The 19,337-nt window shown below is 54.5% G+C and carries 19 protein-coding genes; 5 read left to right on the top strand and 14 right to left on the bottom strand.

Annotation, left to right across the window (positions count from 1 at the left end; all coding sequences use genetic code 11):
* Positions 1 to 105 precede the first annotated feature (105 nt).
* Complete coding sequence (chrA, locus tag ACQKE4_RS07580) at positions 106 to 1,317, top strand: chromate efflux transporter (RefSeq protein WP_427387633.1); 1,212 nt, start codon at positions 106 to 108, stop codon at positions 1,315 to 1,317.
* A 19-nt stretch (positions 1,318 to 1,336) separates the two neighbouring features.
* Here chrA and ACQKE4_RS07575 read toward each other — a convergent pair whose 3' ends face one another.
* The 4 genes from ACQKE4_RS07575 to ACQKE4_RS07560 all read right to left on the bottom strand — a co-directional run bounded on the left by ACQKE4_RS07575 (position 1,337) and on the right by ACQKE4_RS07560 (position 6,902).
* Positions 1,337 to 4,432 (bottom strand): molybdopterin dinucleotide binding domain-containing protein, encoded by a 3,096-nt coding sequence (locus tag ACQKE4_RS07575; RefSeq protein WP_427387631.1) that lies wholly within the window; start codon positions 4,430 to 4,432, stop codon positions 1,337 to 1,339.
* Positions 4,425 to 5,612, bottom strand: a complete 1,188-nt coding sequence (gene nrfD, locus ACQKE4_RS07570) for an NrfD/PsrC family molybdoenzyme membrane anchor subunit (protein WP_427387629.1) — start codon at positions 5,610 to 5,612, stop codon at positions 4,425 to 4,427. Before nrfD ends, ACQKE4_RS07575 begins: the two co-directional genes overlap by 8 nt.
* A complete protein-coding gene (dsrO, locus tag ACQKE4_RS07565) occupies positions 5,596 to 6,372 on the bottom strand; it encodes a sulfate reduction electron transfer complex DsrMKJOP subunit DsrO (RefSeq protein WP_137094539.1) in 777 nt (258 codons plus the stop codon). Before dsrO ends, nrfD begins: the two co-directional genes overlap by 17 nt.
* Before the next feature lie 257 nt (positions 6,373 to 6,629).
* Positions 6,630 to 6,902, bottom strand: coding sequence for an XRE family transcriptional regulator (locus ACQKE4_RS07560; protein ID WP_009097209.1), 273 nt, complete (start codon positions 6,900 to 6,902; stop codon positions 6,630 to 6,632).
* 208 nt (positions 6,903 to 7,110) lie between these two features.
* Between ACQKE4_RS07560 and purE the strand changes: the two genes are divergently transcribed.
* Both purE and ACQKE4_RS07550 read left to right on the top strand, forming a co-directional pair.
* Positions 7,111 to 7,623: a 5-(carboxyamino)imidazole ribonucleotide mutase gene (purE, locus tag ACQKE4_RS07555; RefSeq protein WP_427387628.1), complete on the top strand. Its 513-nt coding sequence runs from the start codon at positions 7,111 to 7,113 to the stop codon at positions 7,621 to 7,623.
* A gap of 11 nt (positions 7,624 to 7,634) precedes the next feature.
* Entirely contained in the window at positions 7,635 to 8,804 is a 1,170-nt protein-coding gene (locus ACQKE4_RS07550; RefSeq protein ID WP_427387626.1) for a 5-(carboxyamino)imidazole ribonucleotide synthase, read from the top strand.
* 59 nt (positions 8,805 to 8,863) lie between these two features.
* On the opposite strand, the gene ACQKE4_RS07545 is transcribed toward ACQKE4_RS07550, so the two are convergent.
* From ACQKE4_RS07545 to ACQKE4_RS07515, 7 genes are all read right to left on the bottom strand, one after another.
* The gene (locus tag ACQKE4_RS07545; RefSeq protein WP_427387625.1) at positions 8,864 to 9,667 is read right to left on the bottom strand and encodes a TraX family protein; all 804 of its coding nucleotides are present in this window, start codon (positions 9,665 to 9,667) and stop codon (positions 8,864 to 8,866) included.
* A 138-nt stretch (positions 9,668 to 9,805) separates the two neighbouring features.
* On the bottom strand, positions 9,806 to 10,579 hold the full coding sequence (locus tag ACQKE4_RS07540) for a transporter substrate-binding domain-containing protein (RefSeq protein ID WP_427387624.1): 774 nt from the start codon (positions 10,577 to 10,579) through the stop codon (positions 9,806 to 9,808).
* 127 nt (positions 10,580 to 10,706) lie between these two features.
* Positions 10,707 to 11,438 carry an ABC transporter permease gene (locus ACQKE4_RS07535; RefSeq protein ID WP_427387623.1) on the bottom strand — a complete coding sequence of 244 codons (732 nt, stop codon included), beginning with the start codon at positions 11,436 to 11,438 and terminating at the stop codon, positions 10,707 to 10,709.
* Between the two features lies 1 nt (position 11,439).
* Positions 11,440 to 12,141, bottom strand: a complete 702-nt coding sequence (locus tag ACQKE4_RS07530; protein WP_427387622.1) for an ABC transporter permease — start codon at positions 12,139 to 12,141, stop codon at positions 11,440 to 11,442.
* Between the two features lie 15 nt (positions 12,142 to 12,156).
* Complete coding sequence (locus ACQKE4_RS07525; RefSeq protein ID WP_427387620.1) at positions 12,157 to 12,927, bottom strand: ABC transporter ATP-binding protein; 771 nt, start codon at positions 12,925 to 12,927, stop codon at positions 12,157 to 12,159.
* A gap of 204 nt (positions 12,928 to 13,131) precedes the next feature.
* A complete protein-coding gene (locus tag ACQKE4_RS07520; protein WP_427387618.1) occupies positions 13,132 to 14,109 on the bottom strand; it encodes a succinylglutamate desuccinylase in 978 nt (325 codons plus the stop codon).
* Positions 14,110 to 14,317: 208 nt separating this feature from the next.
* Complete coding sequence (locus tag ACQKE4_RS07515) at positions 14,318 to 14,758, bottom strand: hemerythrin domain-containing protein (protein ID WP_427387616.1); 441 nt, start codon at positions 14,756 to 14,758, stop codon at positions 14,318 to 14,320.
* Positions 14,759 to 14,966: 208 nt separating this feature from the next.
* On the opposite strand from ACQKE4_RS07515, the gene wrbA reads away from it, so the two are divergent.
* A complete protein-coding gene (wrbA, locus tag ACQKE4_RS07510; RefSeq protein WP_427387615.1) occupies positions 14,967 to 15,566 on the top strand; it encodes an NAD(P)H:quinone oxidoreductase in 600 nt (199 codons plus the stop codon).
* Between the two features lie 169 nt (positions 15,567 to 15,735).
* On the opposite strand, the gene ACQKE4_RS07505 is transcribed toward wrbA, so the two are convergent.
* Entirely contained in the window at positions 15,736 to 16,809 is a 1,074-nt protein-coding gene (locus tag ACQKE4_RS07505) for a tartrate dehydrogenase (protein WP_427387614.1), read from the bottom strand.
* Positions 16,810 to 16,952: 143 nt separating this feature from the next.
* Between ACQKE4_RS07505 and ACQKE4_RS07500 the strand changes: the two genes are divergently transcribed.
* Positions 16,953 to 17,876 carry a LysR family transcriptional regulator gene (locus tag ACQKE4_RS07500; RefSeq protein WP_427387613.1) on the top strand — a complete coding sequence of 308 codons (924 nt, stop codon included), beginning with the start codon at positions 16,953 to 16,955 and terminating at the stop codon, positions 17,874 to 17,876.
* A gap of 18 nt (positions 17,877 to 17,894) precedes the next feature.
* Here ACQKE4_RS07500 and ACQKE4_RS07495 read toward each other — a convergent pair whose 3' ends face one another.
* Positions 17,895 to 18,431: a lipocalin family protein gene (locus ACQKE4_RS07495; protein ID WP_427387612.1), complete on the bottom strand. Its 537-nt coding sequence runs from the start codon at positions 18,429 to 18,431 to the stop codon at positions 17,895 to 17,897.
* A complete protein-coding gene (locus tag ACQKE4_RS07490; RefSeq protein WP_427387611.1) occupies positions 18,428 to 19,222 on the bottom strand; it encodes a zinc-dependent peptidase in 795 nt (264 codons plus the stop codon). The genes ACQKE4_RS07495 and ACQKE4_RS07490 overlap by 4 nt, the downstream gene beginning before the upstream one ends.
* Positions 19,223 to 19,337 lie beyond the last annotated feature (115 nt).

The raw sequence follows: 19,337 nt of genomic DNA, 5'->3' as shown, positions 1-19,337 counted from the left end.
TCGTTAGCGTAGGGGTACTCACCGTTGCTTAACTGACATGGGCATGTCAATAAAATCGTGTATGGTTATCCGCTGTCTGTTTTTCATCTGCTAGGAGCCGAGTTTATGTCGGAATCACCCCCTTCATCTGAAACTCCCGTATCGTCTTCGCGCATCAAAGAGGTTTTCTGGACGTTTCTGGCATTGGGGCTTACCTCGTTTGGTGGGCCGGTCGCGCACCTTGGCTACTTTCGCACGGAGTTTGTAGCACGACGCAAATGGCTTACTGAGCAGGCCTACGCGGATTTAGTCGCGCTATGCCAGTTTTTGCCGGGGCCGGCTAGCAGTCAGGTAGGTTTTGCGTTGGGGTTAATGCGGGCAGGCCCTTGGGGTGCAGCCATGGCGTGGCTGGCATTCACGCTGCCTTCGGCGTTGGTGTTGGCGATGTTTGCCATGGGCGCGGCAGTGCTGGATGGTCCAATTGCCAGTGGCATTATTCACGGCTTGAAGATTGTGGCGGTGGCCATTGTGGCCCATGCGGTGTGGGGGATGGCGCGTAACCTCTGCCCAGATAAAACCCGTGCAGGTATTGCGCTTGCGGCGGTGTTTGCCGTGGTCATGGTGAGTGGGCCGTTGGGTCAGGTGAGTGCGATTGTGCTGGGTGGTTTGGTGGGGCTATTGCTCTGCCGTGAAAGCGCTCAGGGCGAGCTGGCCGACTCGTTACATTTTGCGGTGTCCCGTAAGGTAGGCATGATTTCCCTAGGGCTTTTTGTTGCGCTGCTGGTGCTGTTGCCGCTACTGGCTAGTGGCGCGATGTGGCTGGCCGTGGTCGATGCGTTCTACCGTTCGGGTGCGCTGGTGTTTGGTGGTGGTCACGTGGTGTTGCCGCTGCTGGAAGCTGAAGTGGTGCAGTCGGGCTGGATAACGGCGGATGAGTTCTTGACTGGCTATGGTGCTGCACAGGCGGTGCCAGGGCCGCTGTTCACCTTTGCGGCCTACCTAGGGACACTACTACCCGGGTTGCCCAGCGTGATCGGCGCACTGTTGGCGCTGCTGGCGATTTTCGTGCCGGGCTTTTTGCTTTTGGTAGGCGTGCTGCCATTTTGGAATCGTTTCCGCCAGTGGGGGAGTGCTCAAGCGCTGATGCGCGGTGCCAATGCGGCGGTGGTAGGGATTTTAGGCGCGGCGCTTTATCAGCCGGTGTGGACCAGTGCCATTATTGGGCCGCACGAGTTCGTGCTGGCGTTGACGGGCTTTCTGCTGCTCACCGTATGGAAGCTGTCTGCATGGGTAGTCGTGATCGTCGTCGCTTTGGGTGGGGTAGTGATCACGCTGTAGCATCACTACCCCAGCCGGTTTATACGCGGCTTACTTTAACCGGTAACCCTTGGCGCACGCTGGCGCCGCTAATCGGTTCAAGCCAAGTGCCGTCTACCGCCCGCGTAGGGTCTTTAAACCCCAAGTCGTTGATGTTGATGCCTGCCCGCATCCACGGCATGTCAGGCTGGGATTCACCGTCAATGATGTGTGGCGTGGCGCCTAAATCTTTATGCCCGTAGCCGTGTTCAATACCCAGTGCGCCGGGCACAACGCTTTCGCTTACCAGGGCTAGCCCCACCACGCTGCCGCCGGGGCTTTCAATGCGAATGGTGTCGCCGTGCTTAATACCAAAGCGCTCGGCGTCCTGGCGGTGCATTTGTACTGGGTTATAGGGCTTGATCATCCGCAGCCGCTCGTTGCCGATGGCGTAAGAGTTCATCAGATTAGATTTGAACGAGAATGCTAGTAGCGGCCACTCTTGCTCTGAGAACACCTCCCGCATGGGCTGCTTATTCGCCATTTGAGGCAGCGAGTGACACGGTACGCCCCGGTTTGGCAACCCATTGGTGGTATCAATGCTGGTGCCTACCGCTTCGTTGTAAACGCATAAGGTCTGCTTCCACTGGTGTTTCAAATGCTCGCCAACAAAGTGTTCGCTGGCATCTTCAAAGCGCCCACCTCGTGCGTAAAGGTACGCCACACGTTTGCGCTCGGCAGCTTTCAGCGTGCGTTCAAGCTTGGGTAACAGTGGTGCAATACCGCTATGGGCAACATCGGCGTCATTTGCTTCCGGCAGTGGCTCGTCCTGAAAGGCGATATTGGCGGCTGCACGCAGGTAATAGTCTTCGGCGCGGTTTAGTGGGTGAAGGTTGCCGTCGGCATCGGGAATGGCGTTGTCCCCAAAGCCGGGTAGCCTTAGCCGTTTGGCCACGGCAATAAAGAAGCTATCCATAGACACCGGCTCGCCTTCGGCGGTTTTTTGTTGGCGCGGTTCAACCACCGGCCAGCAAGCGGTGGTCAGTTTGCCCAGCGTGCCTTTCCAGGAGCCTGCAAAGCCCCATACTTCGTACATCACTGAATCCGGTACGATGTAATCGGCGTAGCGGTTGGTCTCGTTGATAAAACCATCAACCGCGACAAACAGCCCCAAGCGCTTGGGGTCTTTCAACTTATCAACAATCACGCCTTTTAAGCCCGCTTGGCCATAAATCGGGTTAGCCATGCAGCCAATCACCGCTTTAATGGGGTAAGGATAGCCATCCAGCGCGGAAGGTAAATGTTCGGTGAGTGTTGGCGGCGCGAGCGAGCGCCAAGGAGCCTTGGCGGGGTAGGGGTTTTCCCCGGCGGCGACCTTGCGCTGGTACTCCGATGATTTTTCATAAGGAAAGCGTGAGCGCGAGAGAAACACGCCCTGAGGGCCACGCTTGCCGGGGAAGTTGGCTAAATCGTAGCGCGGGCCTTCTCCCGTACCGCTGTAGGTTCCACCCCCCACCGCGCTGCCACCTTTCATGTTGTAGTTGCCTGCTAGCAGGTTGAGCATCTGCACACCGAATGCGGCGTAAAAACCGTTGCCCGACATCATGCCGCCGTGGCAGTTAACCGCGGCTTTTCTACCATGGCTGGCGTAGCGGCGAGCGAGATCAATAATCGTCGCTTTGGGAATACCACAGTGTTCCGCGTAGGCGTCCAGGTCGTACTCATTAGCAGACTCGCGCAGCAGCGTCAGGCTGGTTTTGACCGTTACTGTGGTGCCATCGGCAAGCTCCACTGGGCGCTCGGCAAATAGCTCGGCAGTCATTACTTCTTCGCTGAGCGCGAGTTCACCGTCGGCCACCACGACCGGTATATCCGCATCGCTACTGGCTTCGGCAAGGCCAAGGTCGCTTGCGCGCAAAAAGTAGCCCCGGCGTGGGTGCTCGAAGGTATCAATTACCAAATGCGTGGCGTTGGAGTGGGTCGTTTCGCCAGCAGCGTCAGCGGCGGCTTTGCCGGGTATGGCGAGGAAATCGCTGGCGTAACCCTGGTTATCCAGCAACCACTGAATCACCGCCATGGCAAAGGCGCTGTCGGTACCGGGGCGAATAGGTACCCAATGGTTATTGTCGGCGGCGTGGGAAGTGGCGGCATTCAGTGCGGGGTCGACTACCACGTACTCAAGGGTTCCTGCGGCGCGTGCCTGAGCAAGCAGGCGGCCTTGGCGTTTAAACGGGTTGCCCGCTTGGCTGGGCGCACAGCCGATATACATGATGAATCGCGCGTTCTGGATATCAGGCTTTACATGGGCATTGGTGACAATGTTGTTCATCACGGCCCCTGATCCCATACGGAACGCTAAGCCACAGTAAGCGCCGTGGTGGCCGTAGTTGCGTGTCGCAAAGGCATTGAGGGTAAAGCGTTTAAGCAGGTCTGAACGCCCGTAGTCGGTGGCTTCCATCACCATCAACTGGTTCGCCTTGGGGCCGTACTCTGGATTGGCAGGGTCGATAGGCGTGTCGTGGTCGTGAATGGCGCGCAGCCCATCTACATGGCCTTCACCAAACAGATCGCCCCCCTCACAAATCTCTTCAATCAACTGTTCAAACGAGATTTTCTGCCATTCGCGGTTACCGCGCTCACCCACTCGTTTAAGACAGTGGTCGATACGGAAAGGGTTGGTGATCTGGCTCATCATTGAGTTGCCACGGGCGCAAGCGGTAGAGCGATTTACTTGGCCCTGTTCTCCGTAAGCGCTCACGCTGCGCAATGCCTCGGCCACTGGAGTTCGCATTGGCAGATGGTCATCTGCAGAGAGCGGGTGGTACGGGTTGCCAGATACCCGCAGCACTTCGCCCTGGGTATCATCAACTCGCACCCTGACGCCGCACTGGGTGGTGCAGCCGTAGCAAATGGTAAAGGCGACTCGCTGGTCGGGTGTGAGGGTTAGCTCGCCGGTGCCTAAATCAACGCGGTATTCCGGTGTTAGCGAGTTGCCATGAATATTGTGCTTAGGTTTTTCACCCGCGCTGCCGGTAACGCCCTTGGCCATTTTGGCCAGTGGGTCGGCATAGCCCACCGCAAAGGTGGCGGCACCGCCTGCAGCGGCAGCACCTTTTAGAAAGCGACGGCGAGAGAGGTCTTGAGCAGACTTAGCCATGACTAGGTGCTCCTTTGTTGGCGGTAAGTGGGGCACGAGAAGCGTCTTGAGTGTTGGTCGGAAGATGGCCACCTTGTTGGGCCTGCCGCCAAGGAATAAAGAGTTCAATCAGTAAGATGGCGGTGAGCCAAAGCCCAAACGTACCCACGATGCCTAAGATGCCGGACGAGCCAGCGGGAATGCCGTAGTGGTGGAAACCTGCGCTGTTACGGGCCACATGTTGAACATCCATCAGCACCACCCAGCGGAACATCCAGCCCATATGAATTGCCACTAGGCCTAGTAGCCATGCCCAGGCAAAAAGTGCTGGCTGGTGATGGGGTGGGCGCAAGAGTAAAAGCGCAACAACCGCAAAAAGTGCTGCTCCGGTTACACTGCCCCATAGCGCAGTGCTGCGCCAAGAGGGGCTGTAGCGTACAGATTCCAGCGCTGCCGCCACAGAACCTACGTGAGCATTCATGCCATCTAATAACCAGCTAAGCGCAATCAAACCAGCTACTGCACAGAAGCCTAACAGTACATAGAGCATTTGCCGGGTAGCGTCGTTTGAACGCAGCCCACTTGCACGGTTTAGTACCAGCACTAGTCCAGCAGCAGCGATAAACCCGGTGGCGACCAGCATGGGCGGCAGCCATAGGGTGTTCCATAACGGGCGCGCTTTAACAACGGCCAGCTCCGCCCCGGTGTAGAGCATAATGCCGCTAGAAAGCAGTAACGCGATTAGCCCAACAACGGCCACCAGCACTTTAGGCGTGGCACCATTGCCTAGGCTCAGCCACTTTGCGATAAACCCGCCCAGTCCTGACGCACTTCGCTGAGCTTGCAATGCAGGGCGCCAGGCCAGCCAGGCAAGGCCTAGAACACTGATCAGGTAAATTGGTAGCACCACGCTGCCAATCGACATCCACGAGTGGGTGTTGGCGTAGGCGTAGAAGTGCCAGAAGCGCAGCGGCTGGTGTAAATCTGCCAACAAGGCTACCGGTGCTACCAGCGTCGTACTAACGCAGGCGATGAGCGCCAGACGTGCCGTAGGCAACCACGCTTTTTTGCCGAATATTAATGCTGGGGCAGCGAGCCACAAACTTGCGTAGGAGATCGCGATCATAAAAAAGTACTGTACCGCCCAGGGGTACCAGGCAATGTCATAACGCGGGGCGAGCAGTTCAATGGTGGAATTCATAGCCCATCTCCTGGCCGTGGGGGTCAAACACTTCAAGCGCCACGGGTTCCGCCACGGGGCGTGTGGTGAAGCGTTCATCCATCCCGAGGTAGAACACTTGGGGAAGCGTGTTTTTTTCTGGCTGAAGTACCATCAGCGCATCACGGTGCTCTTGAATCATGCGGCTGATTTGGCTGTCAGGATTGCGCATATCACCAATAATCCGCGCACCTCCAACACAGCTTTCAACACAGGCGGGCAGTAGCCCTGCCTCTAAACGATGCGCGCAGAACGTGCACTTGTCGGCGGTTTGGGTGCGCTCGTTAATAAAGCGGGCGTCGTAAGGGCAGGCGTTAACGCAATAAGCGCAGCCCACGCAGCGGTCGCTATCAACCACAACGATGCCATCCTGCTGTTGGTAGGTAGCTTCAACGGGGCAAACGGGCACGCAGGGTGGGTTTTCGCAGTGGTTACACAGGCGTGGCAGCATAAACGTGGCCAGCTCACCGCTCTCCTGGTGCTGAACTTCGTACTGGGAAACCGTGGTGCGAAATTGGCCAAGCGGTGCGGCGTTCTCGATATGACACGACACCGTACAAGCCTGGCAGCCGATGCACTGGCGAAGATCAATCAACATGCCGTAGCGCTTTGTGGGATCACCTTCGCGACGGGCAGGCTGTTGATTAATGCCTGCTTGGGCAAGGCTAGAAAAGGGTACCAGTGCAGCGCCTGCGCTTAAGCGGGCCAGCTGGCCGAGTAGCGAGCGGCGTATGGCGTCCATAGCGCCTCCTTAGCGGGTAAAACGTCATTCGCAGGGGCGAATGGTCGGGGTACGCTAAGATTACGCCTTAAGTTGAAGGGGAAAGTTGATTCTCGTCAATGAGTTAGCGCGCTTTTCTTAATGCTCCCTTAATCTTAAAGCGCTAACTAATTGTTTTCATGAAAGACGCCCTATTAAGCGTGACAAATAAAAACAGGCTGACCCAATGGGCCAGCCTGTATCGAAAAAGGGAGTAGATTCTGATGTAGTCGCTGTTGCTATGGCGCCTCCAGCTCTAAGGTGCGACGCAGTACATTGAGTTCATCAATGTTGAGGTGCTCGAGCCTTCCGGCGAGCAGGTCGCTGACCTTTTGCACTGGAAGACCCGCCCGGCGGGCGATATCACGACTTCCTAGGTCTGAAATAGCAATCAGACGGGTAATAATACGCATTAGGCGCGTACGTTTTTCTAAATCCCTGACGTCGAGGTCAGGGCTGCTTCGCGGAGGATCCAGCGTTTCTGCGTAAGCGGTTGAGTATGCCGTACTCATGTGACTCCATCAGTCTGAAATGACAATCACACAATGCCGCCAAGTCGCGCGCTTTTCAATGCCTAATTTGATGAAAATTTCACGACGAATGCCAAGCCCGTAAACGAGCGGGCTCTGGTAGACTATTCGCCTTCTTATTTTCAGGTGAGTCGCGTGCGGCTCGTTAAACGCGTTTGCTTTAATAGGCCATTGGCCGAGGAGTTTTTGCATGTCGAACAGCGCACCCAAAGTGGGCGTGATCATGGGGTCAAAGTCTGATTGGCCGGTCATGGAGCACGCAGTGGCGATGCTAGAGCGGCTGGGCGTTCCTTATGAAACCCGCGTGGTGTCCGCGCACCGTACACCTGATCTGCTGTTCGATTATGCTAAGAGCGCCTCTGAGCGAGGCCTGCAGGTGATTGTGGCGGGCGCTGGCGGCGCTGCCCATTTGCCGGGCATGGTGGCTTCGCAAACGCCGCTGCCGGTGCTGGGTGTTCCGGTAGAGTCGAAAGCATTGAAAGGCTTGGATTCGTTGCTCTCCATTGCGCAGATGCCGGGTGGTATCGCCGTGGGCACGCTGGCGATTGGTAAAGCGGGCGCAACCAACGCAGGCTTGCTAGCGGCACAAATTGTCGGCCTGCAAGATGCGACCGTAAGAAGTGCTGTTGAGGCGTTTCGCGCTGAGCAGACTCAGAAAGTACTCGATAACCCGGATCCACGCCCCGAGCCGGAAGCAGAATAAGGAGCCTGTCTATGAGCTCAGATATTGCAAAAAACGTCGCTGCAAAAAGCTCCGTTGTCAAAAATATCGGCATTCTAGGCGCAGGCCAATTAGGCCGCATGCTAGCGCTGGCGGGTTATCCGCTGGGCAATCGGTTCACCTTCCTGGATACCACGGGTAACCCAAGTGCAGGCATTGGCGATGTGATCGTTGATCCTGATAACCAGCACCTGGCGGAGTTTTTGGCCAAGGTCGACGTGGTGACCTACGAGTTTGAGCATCTACCCGTTGAGCTTGTGCGTGAAATTGAACAGCACAAGCCGGTCTATCCTAGTAGCCGTGCGATAGAGGTGTGTCAGAACCGGGTCGAAGAGAAGACACTGTTTGATCGCTTAGGCATTCCCACGCCTGCTTACCGCGTGGTTGAGAGCGCCGAGCAGCTTGAAGCTGCCGCCCGTGAACTGGGTTGCCCGGTAGTGGCTAAGTCGGTCACGGAAGGTTACGACGGCAAGGGGCAGTCAGTGTTGAAGCAGCCCGAGCAAGCAGCAGACGCATGGAATGCTATCGGTCATTCGCAGTTGGTCGTTGAAGCATTCGTCGACTTTGTGCGTGAAGTTTCGATGATTGCGGTGCGTGGGCGCGATGGCCAAGTGATGTTCTACCCCATGGCGGAAAACCAGCATGTTGACGGTATCCTGCGTTACTCCGTGGCACCGCTGCCGGATTTAGATGCTAGCGTGCAGCAAACCGCCGATAGCTATATTCGCTCGTTACTGGATGAGCTGGATTACGTGGGCGTGCTGGCGCTTGAGCTATTTCAAACCCGTGATGGCAGTCTGCTGGCCAATGAAATGGCGCCCCGTGTGCATAACTCTGGTCATTGGACGATGGACGGCGCGGTGACCAGCCAGTTTGAAAATCATCTGCGTGCGATACAGGGGTTACCCTTAGGCGATACCCAAGCGATTGCCCCCACCTGCATGATTAACGTGATTGGTCGCGAGGGCGATAACACGGCGATTCTGGCGCTTGCCAATACGCACCTGCATCGCTACGACAAAGCTGAGCGCGCAGGCCGGAAACTTGCTCACGTCAATATTCTGGCGCCTAACCATGCCGAACTATTGGAAAAAGTAAACGCCTGCAGCGCTTTATTTCCGGAGTCGCCGCCGCCAGCGTTAAGCTTTTCCATCAAACAGTAGTGTCAAAAGCCGCCCAATTCAAATTGGGCGGCTTTTCGTTATCAGGTTTACGCGGTTAGTTACGTTAACTGACCGATGAGCAGCAGCCATAGTGCGATTAACGCAAAGTGACCAGGGTACCATGTGAGCCACAAGCGACGCGGCATTACTAACTTGACGGCGGGTATGCGCTGAGCAGCGCCTGCTGCAAGCATTAGCACTACTACGCAGGTGCCCACGGTAAACGACTTGGCCATGTCGGATGCATTCATCTGCCCGGCGATCCAGAGTACTGGAAAGGCCGCTAGCCCTGCCCATAGGCGTGCTTGGAAGTGGCTTTCTGCCTGGCTCAATGCATGCATCGCAAACATCAGTAGCGGGATCAGCAATAGCCCGTTGTGGCCATACTCAACCCAGAATCCGAGCAAGTACCACACCGTAACGCCGACAGCCGTGCCTGCTAATAACCAGGGTAAGCCTAATGTTTGCCGTTGATAGTGCTGCCAGCCTAGGCGTACCAGTGTGCCTAGCGCAAGGCCACTAGCAAGGGTGAAGCAGACATTTAAGATAAACGCATCAGATGCGCGAGGCATCATCATATAAGGTAGCTGAGCGACCAGGCCGATGACTAAAATGCGGCGTGAATAGCGCAGTGGGTTACGGGTATTGAACAGCCCGTGCCACGCTACCATGGCGGCAAACAGCGGAAAGGCGATGCGGCCAATCGAAGCACCCGCCCAGCCTAAATCCCAATCACTGGGCAGTACGTAACGAGTGAGGTGGTCAATGGTCATGGTTAACAGCGCCAGCCATTGCCCCCAGCCTGTCCAGTGGGAAGAGGGGCGAGGGAGCACGCCTGCATGCGGGCTAGTCGAGTAAGCCATAAAACCTCCATGTTGATCATGCACAATGATACACAGACAGAGGGAGCTTTACCTAGTTCACTGAATTCACTAAGTTACGGAGAAACGCATCACCCCGGCAATTGCCGGGGTGATCGTCGTGGGAACTTGCTTTTAAGATTACTCTGCTTCACCAAAGTAACGAGTGTAGATTTCGTCGTAAGTACCGTCTTCCTGCAGCTCGGCCAGGGCTTCATTGAAGCGCTCGGCCAGGGCCTCGTCGCGTTGACGGAAGGCGATGCCAAAGCCATCACCAAAATACTCTTTAGGCTCGGTAATGGTTTCGCCAATCAGTACGTACTCACCGTGCTCGCTTTCTAACAGGGTGGTTTGGCCGATCGGGTAATCTAGGAAAACGATATCCAGACGCTCGGCCTGCATGTCCAGCACCATATCGTCGGCGGTGGAGTAGCGGCTTACACTGGCAATACTGCTGTAGTTGTCAGTGACATAGTTGTCCTGCAAGGTGCCACGCTGTACACCAATGGTCATGCCATCCAGTGTTTCTTCATTGGCTTCGCTGATGTCCAGGCTGGTGGGTGCAAACCAGGCAGAAGGCATGGTGATGTAGGGGTCAGAAAACAGCACTTGCTCACGACGCTCGTCATTAATCGTCATCGAAGACATGATGGCATCGTAGTTGCGTGACATCAGGCCTGGAATGATGCCATCCCACTCTTGCTCGACCCATTCACAGGTCACGCCGATGCGTTCACACAGTGCATTGCCCAGATCAATGTCAAAGCCGGTTAGCTCGCCATCCGCAGTGCGGTATTCCATTGGCTCGTAAGGTATATCAACACCAATACGAACATTGTCATAATCGCGTGCTTGGGCAGAAGAGGCGGCAGCGACAGCTAAGCCAAGTAGTGAAACAGACAGCAGCTTTTTCATTCTTTTTAACTCCGTAAGTATCAATTTCACCTTATGGTGATCCCCTTTAAGCTAACCCAGGTTGGCGCTAACGAAAAGAGGGGATCAGCAGAGTGAACCAACGTTTGTTTGACGCTCGCTTATAGCGCTATGACGTTTGTGGCCTCAGGTGGGCCAATAGCTTCTTCTCCAAATAGCGGAAGAAATACAAAATGGCGAAGGTCAGGCACAAATAAATCGCGGCCACAAACAGAAACGCTTCAAACGGTGCATAAAAACGTGCGTAGACAAAGCGTGCGGCACCGGTTAAATCCATCAGTGTGACCACGCTGGCAATAGCACTCGCATGCAGCATAAAGATCACTTCATTGCCGTAGGCGGGCAGGGCGCGGCGAAAGGCACTGGGCAGAATAATTCGTCGCATCATTAGGCGTGGCGACATGCCGTAGGCGCGGGCGGCTTCAATCTCGCCTTGTGCAGTGGCCTTGATGGCGCCACGAAATATCTCCGTGGTGTAGGCGGCGGTGTTCAACGTGAAAGCAATAAGCGCGGGGTAGAAGGCCTCACGCAGGATTGGCCACAGAAAGGTCTGCTGGATGCCGTCAATAAATACCACCCCGTAATAGATGATATAGAGCTGAATCAGCAGTGGGGTGCCGCGAAATACATAGGTGTACAGGTAAACAGGCAGGCTAATCCACTTATGCTTGGAGCTGCGCATAATCGCCAGGGGCACGGCTAGAATCAGTCCAGCAACAAGCGAGAGGAACACTAACTGGGAGGTCGTGACTAAGCCTTCCCAGTAGTAGCCAAGCGTCGTGGGCGTGAAAATAAGATTCCCCGCCAGCAGGTCGTTAAACCATGCAGAAATATCTAGCATGCTATTGCTCCCCAAAGCCGATGTCGTAGCGTTTTTGCAGCCGCGAAAATATCCATTCGGATACGCTGGCGATCAGCAGATAGACCGCCGCAACAGGTAGCAAAAAGGCAAACGGTTCGTGGGTTGCACGGGAGGCTTCTGCCGCCACACGCACCATATCGGTTAAGCCAATCACCGAGACGAGCGCGGTGGTTTTGAGTAGTACCATCCAGTTATTTGATAAGCCCGGTAGCGCATGGCGCATCATTTGCGGAAAGCGAATACGACGGAACACCAAGCCATCGCTCATGCCGTAGGCTTTGCCGGCTTCGATTTGGCCGTTATCCACCGCCATAAAGGCACCCCGGAAGGTCTCGCCCATATAAGCGCCGAAGATAAAACCAATCGTCAGCACGCCAGCGGCGAAGGCGTTGAAGTTGATGTAAATATCGATGTCGTAGCTGTAATAGAGCATATCGCTGATGGCGTTAACGCCGATTTGGCCGCCAAAAAACAGCAGCATCATCAAGACGAGATCCGGAACACCGCGAATCAGCGTGGTGTAAACCGTTGCCGTACGGCGCAATAGCCAGTTGCGTGACATCTTGGCGCTGGCGGTCAGTAGCCCAAGCACAATCGCTAGCATTAACGACAGCACCGCCAGTTGAATGGTAACGCCAGCCCCTTCGATCAGCCGGGGGCCATAACCTTGCAAATCAAGCATGGTGAGCCTCGCGGATCAGTATTTAGGGGCCAAGAACTGTTTCAGGCGCGGTGACTGAGGGTTACCCAATACATCAGCAGGCGCTCCCGCTTCTTCCACTAAGCCCTGGTGAAGGTAGATCACCTGACTGGAAACATCGCGAGCGAAGCTCATTTCGTGGGTCACCACCACCATGGTGCGGCCTTCCTCGGCCAAGCCGTGCATTACCTTAAGCACGTCGCCGACAAGTTCTGGGTCAAGCGCAGAGGTGGGCTCGTCAAACAGCATAACTTCAGGGTTCATCGCCAGTGCGCGTGCAATGGCGCCACGCTGCTGCTGGCCGCCGGACATTTGTGCAGGATAGGCATTGGCACGCGCGGTTAAACCCACCCGATCCAACAAGGCATGGGCATGTTCCAAAGCCTCTTTTTTTGGCTTTTTTAGCACATGAATAGGCGCTTCAATGATGTTTTCCAGCAGCGTCATGTGGGCCCACAGGTTAAAGCTTTGGAACACCATGGAAAGCTTGGCCCGCATGCGTACCACCTGCTTCCAGTCTTCCGGTTCGCGGCCATGCTTGGTGGTTTTAAAGCGAATGGGTTCGCCGTGAACAATAAGGTCGCCTTCGTCTGGCTGTTCTAGCAGATTCATGCAGCGTAAAAAGGTGCTTTTACCCGACCCAGAAGCGCCAATAAGGGTGATCACATCTCCCTTTTGGGCTTGCAGTGAGAGACCTTTTAGCACTTCCGTATCGCCGAAGCGCTTTTTAATATTACGCACTTCAAGGGGAGTAGGCGTAGCGGCCATAACATTGGCTCCAGTACAGAGTTGCCGCAGCAACAGGTTAACAAAAAGCTGAGATGCGGCTGGCGCGAAAAAAGGGGCGATTCTATCAGGCTGAGCGCATTATGCGCGCTTTCCTTATAATATTAAGCACTCGACGTTGGTCGTAATGACACTCAGCGCTCGGTTATCGCCTCATCGTTATTATTGTCAAACTCATGAAGGCACTTATGTGATTGGCGCCACTAACAGTGCTGCACGTGCCCCCACTTCAACGTTGGCATTAGGGAATACAACGTAGAGTGGCGTATCCCCCACCCAAAAATCGCCCGCCTCACCATCCTGCGCGAGCAGGGAGCCAGGCTCAAACTGGCTAAAATTGGCGGTATCTTCGGCAAAGCAGAGCTGGAAGGCGTCTGTCTGGCGTATTAGCTCGTGATGCACCTGAAAAAACAGCATGTGCGAGGCTGGTTGGCTCTCAGGGTGCTGGCCTGTGCTTAATGCTGTGAGCAGCGCCAGCATCGGTTTCAGAGACGCCATATCGTTTTGACCAAAAGGTGCCACCCGGCCTAGCTCAAAGGTAAACGCCTGAGCTGCGTGATAATGCTTACTGTAGTGGGAGAACGTCCAGCTATGTTGATGCTGGTGCAGCACCGCCTGCATGCCTGCAGCGGCTAGCCATTGCCATTGAGTAGCGTCGGTGGTGGATTCGGCAAAAGGCTCAACAACAAAACGTGGATAACGACTATCTCGAATAGCGGTATGCAAATCGTAATGCAGCTTGGGGAGCGCTGAGTGGCGTGCATAAAAGCTATCGACGGCGGCCATTAGCTCTCGGGCTCGGTCTGGTTCTTTACCTTCGGCAGTCAGTTCCCGGCTAAACAGCCGGTTTAAATTGGTGGTGAGAAACCGTTGCTGTGCTTTAAGCGCGGGCAGGTTCCCCAGAATTACCAGCACGGGGACTCCAAGCGTTACGGCACCCGCTTCTAGGGCACTTAACCACTCGCCAACCAATTCAACCGGCGCAGTTTCATTGCCGTGGATCGCCGCTGAAAAAATGCAGGCGTGCGCATCCTGGCTTGAGGTATGGGGAGAAAGTTCCAAAATGCCGGGCGCGTGCAAATGGTAAGTACCGCTTGCGAAGACACCTTTGCTAGCGGCGGGGAACTGCCCATCAAGCGACCAGTCGAGCCATTGGCCTAGCATTGTCAGCTCCTTAGGGTAATTGTGGTGCGCATGAACATGCGTTTAGGTTTACCACGCTGAGTACGCGCCACAAGTGTAAAGGTCGTTCAGGTGAAAAAGCTCAGTTTTTTGTGCAACCATTGCTTTCAATCATAGAAAAAGCGCCCATGTCGAAACATGAGCGCTTGGTTCTTAGTCTCGGAATTTAGACCTTAAGATTATCTGCTATTTACGCGGAGCGCTGGCGCTTCATCTCTTCTTGGTACTCGCTGGCAAGCGACGTTTTTTGTTTCTCTTGCAACCCACGTCCAGCCAGTTGGAAGACCTCTTGCTCTTCTTCGTCAAGGTGATGAGTCACTAACTCTTGGAGCTGCTTTGCGTGAGTCAGCCAATGGGTGGCGCTATAGTCGATTTCATCCAGTAATTCTAAAAGCTCATCAATTTCATGATGTTCGGCGACGCTATGGCGCGCTTTTTCTTGGGTTAAATCAATTGACATCATTGGAATATATAAAGCCCGCTCTTCTGCTGCCGCATGGTAATGCAGCTCAGCACGCACCTGCTGATAGAGACTGTCGCGCTCATCACTGTCGCCGTGTGTCTCAACTAGCTGGGCGAGCAGGTCACGTTGAATATCATGATCCTTGCGCAGGGCTTCAAAAATCGTCATTCCAGGCTCCTTGGAAACGTGTGGGGGGATCGGCAAGACAAAATCTAGTGGTGGATGGCGTAAAGTGCAAGGTGAAGCCCGTTGATGAAATCGATGCTCCCAGTCGAAAACATTCGCTTTTATCTACTATTAGGTGCGCTATCTTGTAATCATCTGCTTCCGGGGCATATCCCCCATCGCACCGCTAAACAAGGCAAAGGAGTTAGCAATGACAAAGGTACTGGTACTTTATTATTCAATGTATGGTCATATTGATAAGATGGCTCAGGCTGTCGCAGAGGGTGCAAAAGGCGTAAGCGGCGTTGAAGTTACCGTTAAGCGCGTACCTGAAACCATGCCTGCAGATGCCTATAAAAATGCAGGGGGTAAGCAGGATTTCGATACGCCGGAAGCTACTCCGCAAGAGCTTACTGATTACGATGCAATTATTTTTGGTACGCCAACTCGCTTTGGTAATATGGCAGGTCAAATGCGCACGTTCTTGGATCAAACCGGCGGTCTGTGGGCGAAAGGCGCGTTACGCGGCAAGGTCGCTAGCGTGTTCACTTCCACGGGTACCGGCGGGGGTGATGAAATGACCATTACCTCCACCTGGACCACGCTGGCTCACCACGGCATGATCATTGTTCCGATTGGTTATGGCCTTGAAGAGCAGTTCGATATTTCCAAAGTTAGCGGCGGCACGCCTTACGGCGCAGCGACGTTAGCTGGTGGTGATGGCTCACGCCAGCCGGATGACCGCGAACTTAAGATTGCTCGCTTCCAGGGTGAATTAGTCGCTAAAACAGCTATGAAACTGGCAAGTTAATGACCTGATTTCATAGCGACTAGTGTCGTTATTTGAAATGCAGTAGCGTGTAATCCAAAAGCCTCGTCAGACGTGTCTGGCGAGGCTTTTTTTGGTTGAACGCTTTATTGTTAAGCGGACGTGCTCTGGCTAATTTTTATATAGCCAATGTACTTAATTAGCCAGCTAGTTATTTTGTCAACCTAGCCGCAATCGCCTTGCCCAAGCTTTCCGTCGTACCTTGTCCGCCTACATCGCGGGTAAGTACTTGGCTGTCGCCTTCCGTCAGTACTTCCTCAATAGCAGTAACAATGGCATCACCGGCTTCTTTATAGCCCAGGTGTTCAAGCATCATCGCGCCTGACCAGATCTGGCCGATGGGGTTGGCAATGCCTTTACCGGCGATATCCGGCGCGCTGCCGTGTACTGGCTCAAACAGGCTGGGGAAGTTGCCTTCCGGGTTGATGTTGGCGGAAGGCGCAATACCAATAGTGCCTGTGCAGGCGGGGCCCAGGTCGGAAAGGATGTCGCCGAACAGGTTGCTACCCACGACTACATCGAACCAATCCGGGTGAAGTACGAAGTTGGCGGTGAGAATATCGATATGGAATTTATCTACCGCAATCTCAGGGTAGCCCTTCGCCATTTCAACCACGCGCTCATCCCAGTACGGCATGGTGATGGAAATACCGTTAGATTTTGTCGCCGAGGTGAGCTTTTTACGCGGACGTGTTTGCGCCAGCTCAAAAGCGTACTTCAATACGCGGTCTACGCCGGTACGGGTCATGACCGTGTCTTGAATAACTACTTCCCGGTCAGTACCTTCAAACATTTTGCCGCCAACGCTTGAGTATTCACCTTCGGTATTCTCACGCACCACGTAAAAATCGATATCGCCGGGTTCGCGGCCTGCTAGCGGGCTTTTGATCCCTGGCATTAGTTTGCAGGGGCGCAGGTTAATATACTGATCAAAGCGGCGGCGGAACTGGAGCAGTGAGCCCCATAAGGAAATATGGTCGGGCACTTTATCGGGCCAGCCCACTGCACCGTAAAACAGTGCATCAAAATCTTTTAACTGCTCGAACCAATCATCGGGCAGCATTTTGCCGTGTTCTAGATAGTAGTCGCAGCTACCAAACTCAAAAGTGGTGAACTCAAGGTCAATATTGAAGCGCTTTGCGGTGGCTTCTAAAGCACGAACGCCTTCAGGCATGACTTCAGTGCCGATGCCGTCGCCAGCGATAATGGCAATACGATGGGTCATCTTAGTTCCTTATTTTGTTAGTTGCTTTGCATGCGTGTGAGTCTTGAATAGTAAATAGAGTGTAGCCTCTATTTTGGAGGGGGTAATCAGGCTAATATTCAAGTTATTGTTGCTTTAAAGTGCAGAATAAATAAAGGAATGGGATGGCGCACCTGGATGATTTGGCGTTTTTTCAGCACTTGGCCCGGGCTGGCAGTTTAACTGGGACTGCGCGTGAGCTGGGGCTTTCGCTGTCGGCGGTGAGTAAGCGTCTAAAACTTCTTGAGGGGCGCCTGGGCGTCGAGCTAGCGGCACGTACCACGCGGCGTTTAACGCTTACCGCAGAGGGCGAGCGCTATTTTGTTCGCGGCGCGCTGATTTTGGACGAGCTGGATGAGCTAGAAAATTCATTGGGTGAAAAAGCCAACCAAGCGCTTAGTGGCCGGTTGCGGGTTAACGCCACGTTTGGTTTTGGCCGCCGACATATTGCGCCGTTGCTATCGCGCTTTTGTGCCGAGCACCCTGAGGTGGAGGGGTGGTTAGAGCTGACTAATTTCCCCCTTAACCTGAGCGACCATGGTTTCGATATCGGCATACGGGTGGGTGAGCCACCTGAGTCGCGATTGGTTGCCCGGCGTATTTTGGCTAACCGGCGCGTGCTGTGTGCGTCACCGGCTTATATTGCTCAAGCGCCTGCTCTCAAGGTGCCGGCTGATTTGCTGCAGCACGCTTGCTTGGTCATTCGAGAAAACGATAGCGATTTTCCGCTCTGGCGTTTTGAGCAAAGCAGTCAGCCGACCAAAATACAGTCAGTAAAAGTGAGTGGTCGGTTGGCCAGCAACGATGGCGAAGTGATCACCCGCTTGGCGTTGGATGGCCATGGGGTGATGCTGCGTTCCTGGTGGGATGTTAACGAACACCTTGCCAGCGGTGCTCTGGTGGCTTTATTACCTGGCTGGCAAGGCGTGCGGGCAGATTTTTATGCGGTGTATGAACAGCGCCGCCATGTGCCCGCCCGGCTGCGCGCTTTTATTGACTATGTACAGCGCGAGATAGCGGGGCGGGTGTCGGTGCTGCCTGAAAGCTGATGGGCGACGCATAATCGACTATGAGCTAGGACACTCATCGCCCTGAGTAACGTCGATGAGCTCATCAACGGGGAAATCAAGTTCTGCTGCTCGCTGGCGCAGGCGGCTTTCGGTTGCGCTATCCATCTCCGGCGAGCGTGAGAGTATCCACAGGTAGTCGCGGTTAGGGCCTGCCACTAATGCCCACTGGTAATCATCATCTAACTTAAGCACGTTATAGCCGCCGTAAAAGGGGCCAAAAAAGCTCACTTTCAAACGCCCGACGTTTTCATCGTCAATAAAGTAGGCGCGGCCTTCGGCTTCATCCCACTCTTGCTCTTCCAGGTTGTATCCCCGGTTGATTACGCGCACGCCGTCGTCGTCACGCAGGCTGTAGTCCGCTGTGACACAATCCAGGCCGCGCTCAAAGGAGTGATCCAAGCGGGCAATTTCGTACCACTGGCCCAAGTAGCGGTCTAGCTCGAAACCGGTGACGGGCTGAGTGCCTTCGGGAATACCGGTACAGCCGGTGAGGAGTGCCACGCTAACTAAGCTGCGTCCTATCAGAGTTTTCAATGGGGGCTCTCCTTGTCGGTAAATCTTTTCAGTGGCTGTTGATTAAAATAGCGGCACAGTAGTTCATACAGTTCCGGGTAAGCATCATTTAAAGTAACGGGATCACTAAAAAAGAGCTCACAGCAGACGGCGTAACACTCGCCGGGATGGCTGGCCGCGTAGTCATCAATGGGCGTGACTTCTCCCCGCGCTAGTCGAGCAGTCAGGTCATTCCATACGCTGCTAAACACGCGGTGCCACTCGCTTGGGCTGATTTCCCGTGGCAGTGGCGGGAAACCATCAGTGTCGATGGAATTGCCCATGTCGAGTTTATGGGCAAGTTCGTGAATGAGTACGTTGGACCCAGTGAAACCGCCGCTCTTCATAAGGTCGGTAAACGATAGGATGACCGGGCCTTGGTAAGACGTTTCCCCGGCAAGTGTGTCGTTATAAAGATGGATCACGCCCGTTTCATCCACTTCTTCCATCTGGCGACTGAACCCATCGGGTAGAATGAGTATCTCATGCACGTTGGTGAAGGCTTCTAGATGCTCGGCTTCTGTCCAGCCTAGGGTCAGCAGGCAGGCTTGGCCGGCCAGTACCAACTGCGCGGCAAGATCAAAGGGGGTATCGCGAAGATCTGCATGCAGGGTAATACGTTTATGGTTTAAAAAGTGCCATGCCCGCTGGCCCAGACGTTCGGCGTCGGCCTCATTTAAGGTGGCAAGCAGGGCAACGCGTGCTTGGGCTGCCCGCCATTCAGTAGCAGGTAGCGGTTGCGCAGTGAATCGATTGAACCAGCGGTGAATCATTGGCTATTGGCTACTTTTAATGGTGTTAAATTGTGAACGCATAATGTCGTTATTTTGCCACACAACAAGAGCACGCTGGCGATGACGTGCCTCATAGAGTAAAAACAAAGGAGTG

Source organism: Halomonas sp. NPDC076908, assembly GCF_050269715.1.
Classification (GTDB): Bacteria; Pseudomonadota; Gammaproteobacteria; order Pseudomonadales; family Halomonadaceae; genus Vreelandella.
Note: the sequence above shows the minus strand (reverse complement) of the source record. Positions and strands in the feature narration are given on the sequence as shown.

Bases quoted from the DNA above. Each gene is read 5' to 3' on its own strand.
- chrA (WP_427387633.1), top strand. From the start codon at position 106: ATGTCGGAATCACCCCCTTCATCTGAAACTCCCGTATCGTCTTCGCGC.
- ACQKE4_RS07575 (WP_427387631.1), bottom strand. From the start codon at position 4,432: ATGGCTAAGTCTGCTCAAGACCTCTCTCGCCGTCGCTTTCTAAAAGGT.
- nrfD (WP_427387629.1), bottom strand. From the start codon at position 5,612: ATGAATTCCACCATTGAACTGCTCGCCCCGCGTTATGACATTGCCTGG.
- dsrO (WP_137094539.1), bottom strand. From the start codon at position 6,372: ATGGACGCCATACGCCGCTCGCTACTCGGCCAGCTGGCCCGCTTAAGC.
- ACQKE4_RS07560 (WP_009097209.1), bottom strand. From the start codon at position 6,902: ATGAGTACGGCATACTCAACCGCTTACGCAGAAACGCTGGATCCTCCG.
- purE (WP_427387628.1), top strand. From the start codon at position 7,111: ATGTCGAACAGCGCACCCAAAGTGGGCGTGATCATGGGGTCAAAGTCT.
- ACQKE4_RS07550 (WP_427387626.1), top strand. From the start codon at position 7,635: ATGAGCTCAGATATTGCAAAAAACGTCGCTGCAAAAAGCTCCGTTGTC.
- ACQKE4_RS07545 (WP_427387625.1), bottom strand. From the start codon at position 9,667: ATGGCTTACTCGACTAGCCCGCATGCAGGCGTGCTCCCTCGCCCCTCT.
- ACQKE4_RS07540 (WP_427387624.1), bottom strand. From the start codon at position 10,579: ATGAAAAAGCTGCTGTCTGTTTCACTACTTGGCTTAGCTGTCGCTGCC.
- ACQKE4_RS07535 (WP_427387623.1), bottom strand. From the start codon at position 11,438: ATGCTAGATATTTCTGCATGGTTTAACGACCTGCTGGCGGGGAATCTT.
- ACQKE4_RS07530 (WP_427387622.1), bottom strand. From the start codon at position 12,141: ATGCTTGATTTGCAAGGTTATGGCCCCCGGCTGATCGAAGGGGCTGGC.
- ACQKE4_RS07525 (WP_427387620.1), bottom strand. From the start codon at position 12,927: ATGGCCGCTACGCCTACTCCCCTTGAAGTGCGTAATATTAAAAAGCGC.
- ACQKE4_RS07520 (WP_427387618.1), bottom strand. From the start codon at position 14,109: ATGCTAGGCCAATGGCTCGACTGGTCGCTTGATGGGCAGTTCCCCGCC.
- ACQKE4_RS07515 (WP_427387616.1), bottom strand. From the start codon at position 14,758: ATGACGATTTTTGAAGCCCTGCGCAAGGATCATGATATTCAACGTGAC.
- wrbA (WP_427387615.1), top strand. From the start codon at position 14,967: ATGACAAAGGTACTGGTACTTTATTATTCAATGTATGGTCATATTGAT.
- ACQKE4_RS07505 (WP_427387614.1), bottom strand. From the start codon at position 16,809: ATGACCCATCGTATTGCCATTATCGCTGGCGACGGCATCGGCACTGAA.
- ACQKE4_RS07500 (WP_427387613.1), top strand. From the start codon at position 16,953: ATGGCGCACCTGGATGATTTGGCGTTTTTTCAGCACTTGGCCCGGGCT.
- ACQKE4_RS07490 (WP_427387611.1), bottom strand. From the start codon at position 19,222: ATGATTCACCGCTGGTTCAATCGATTCACTGCGCAACCGCTACCTGCT.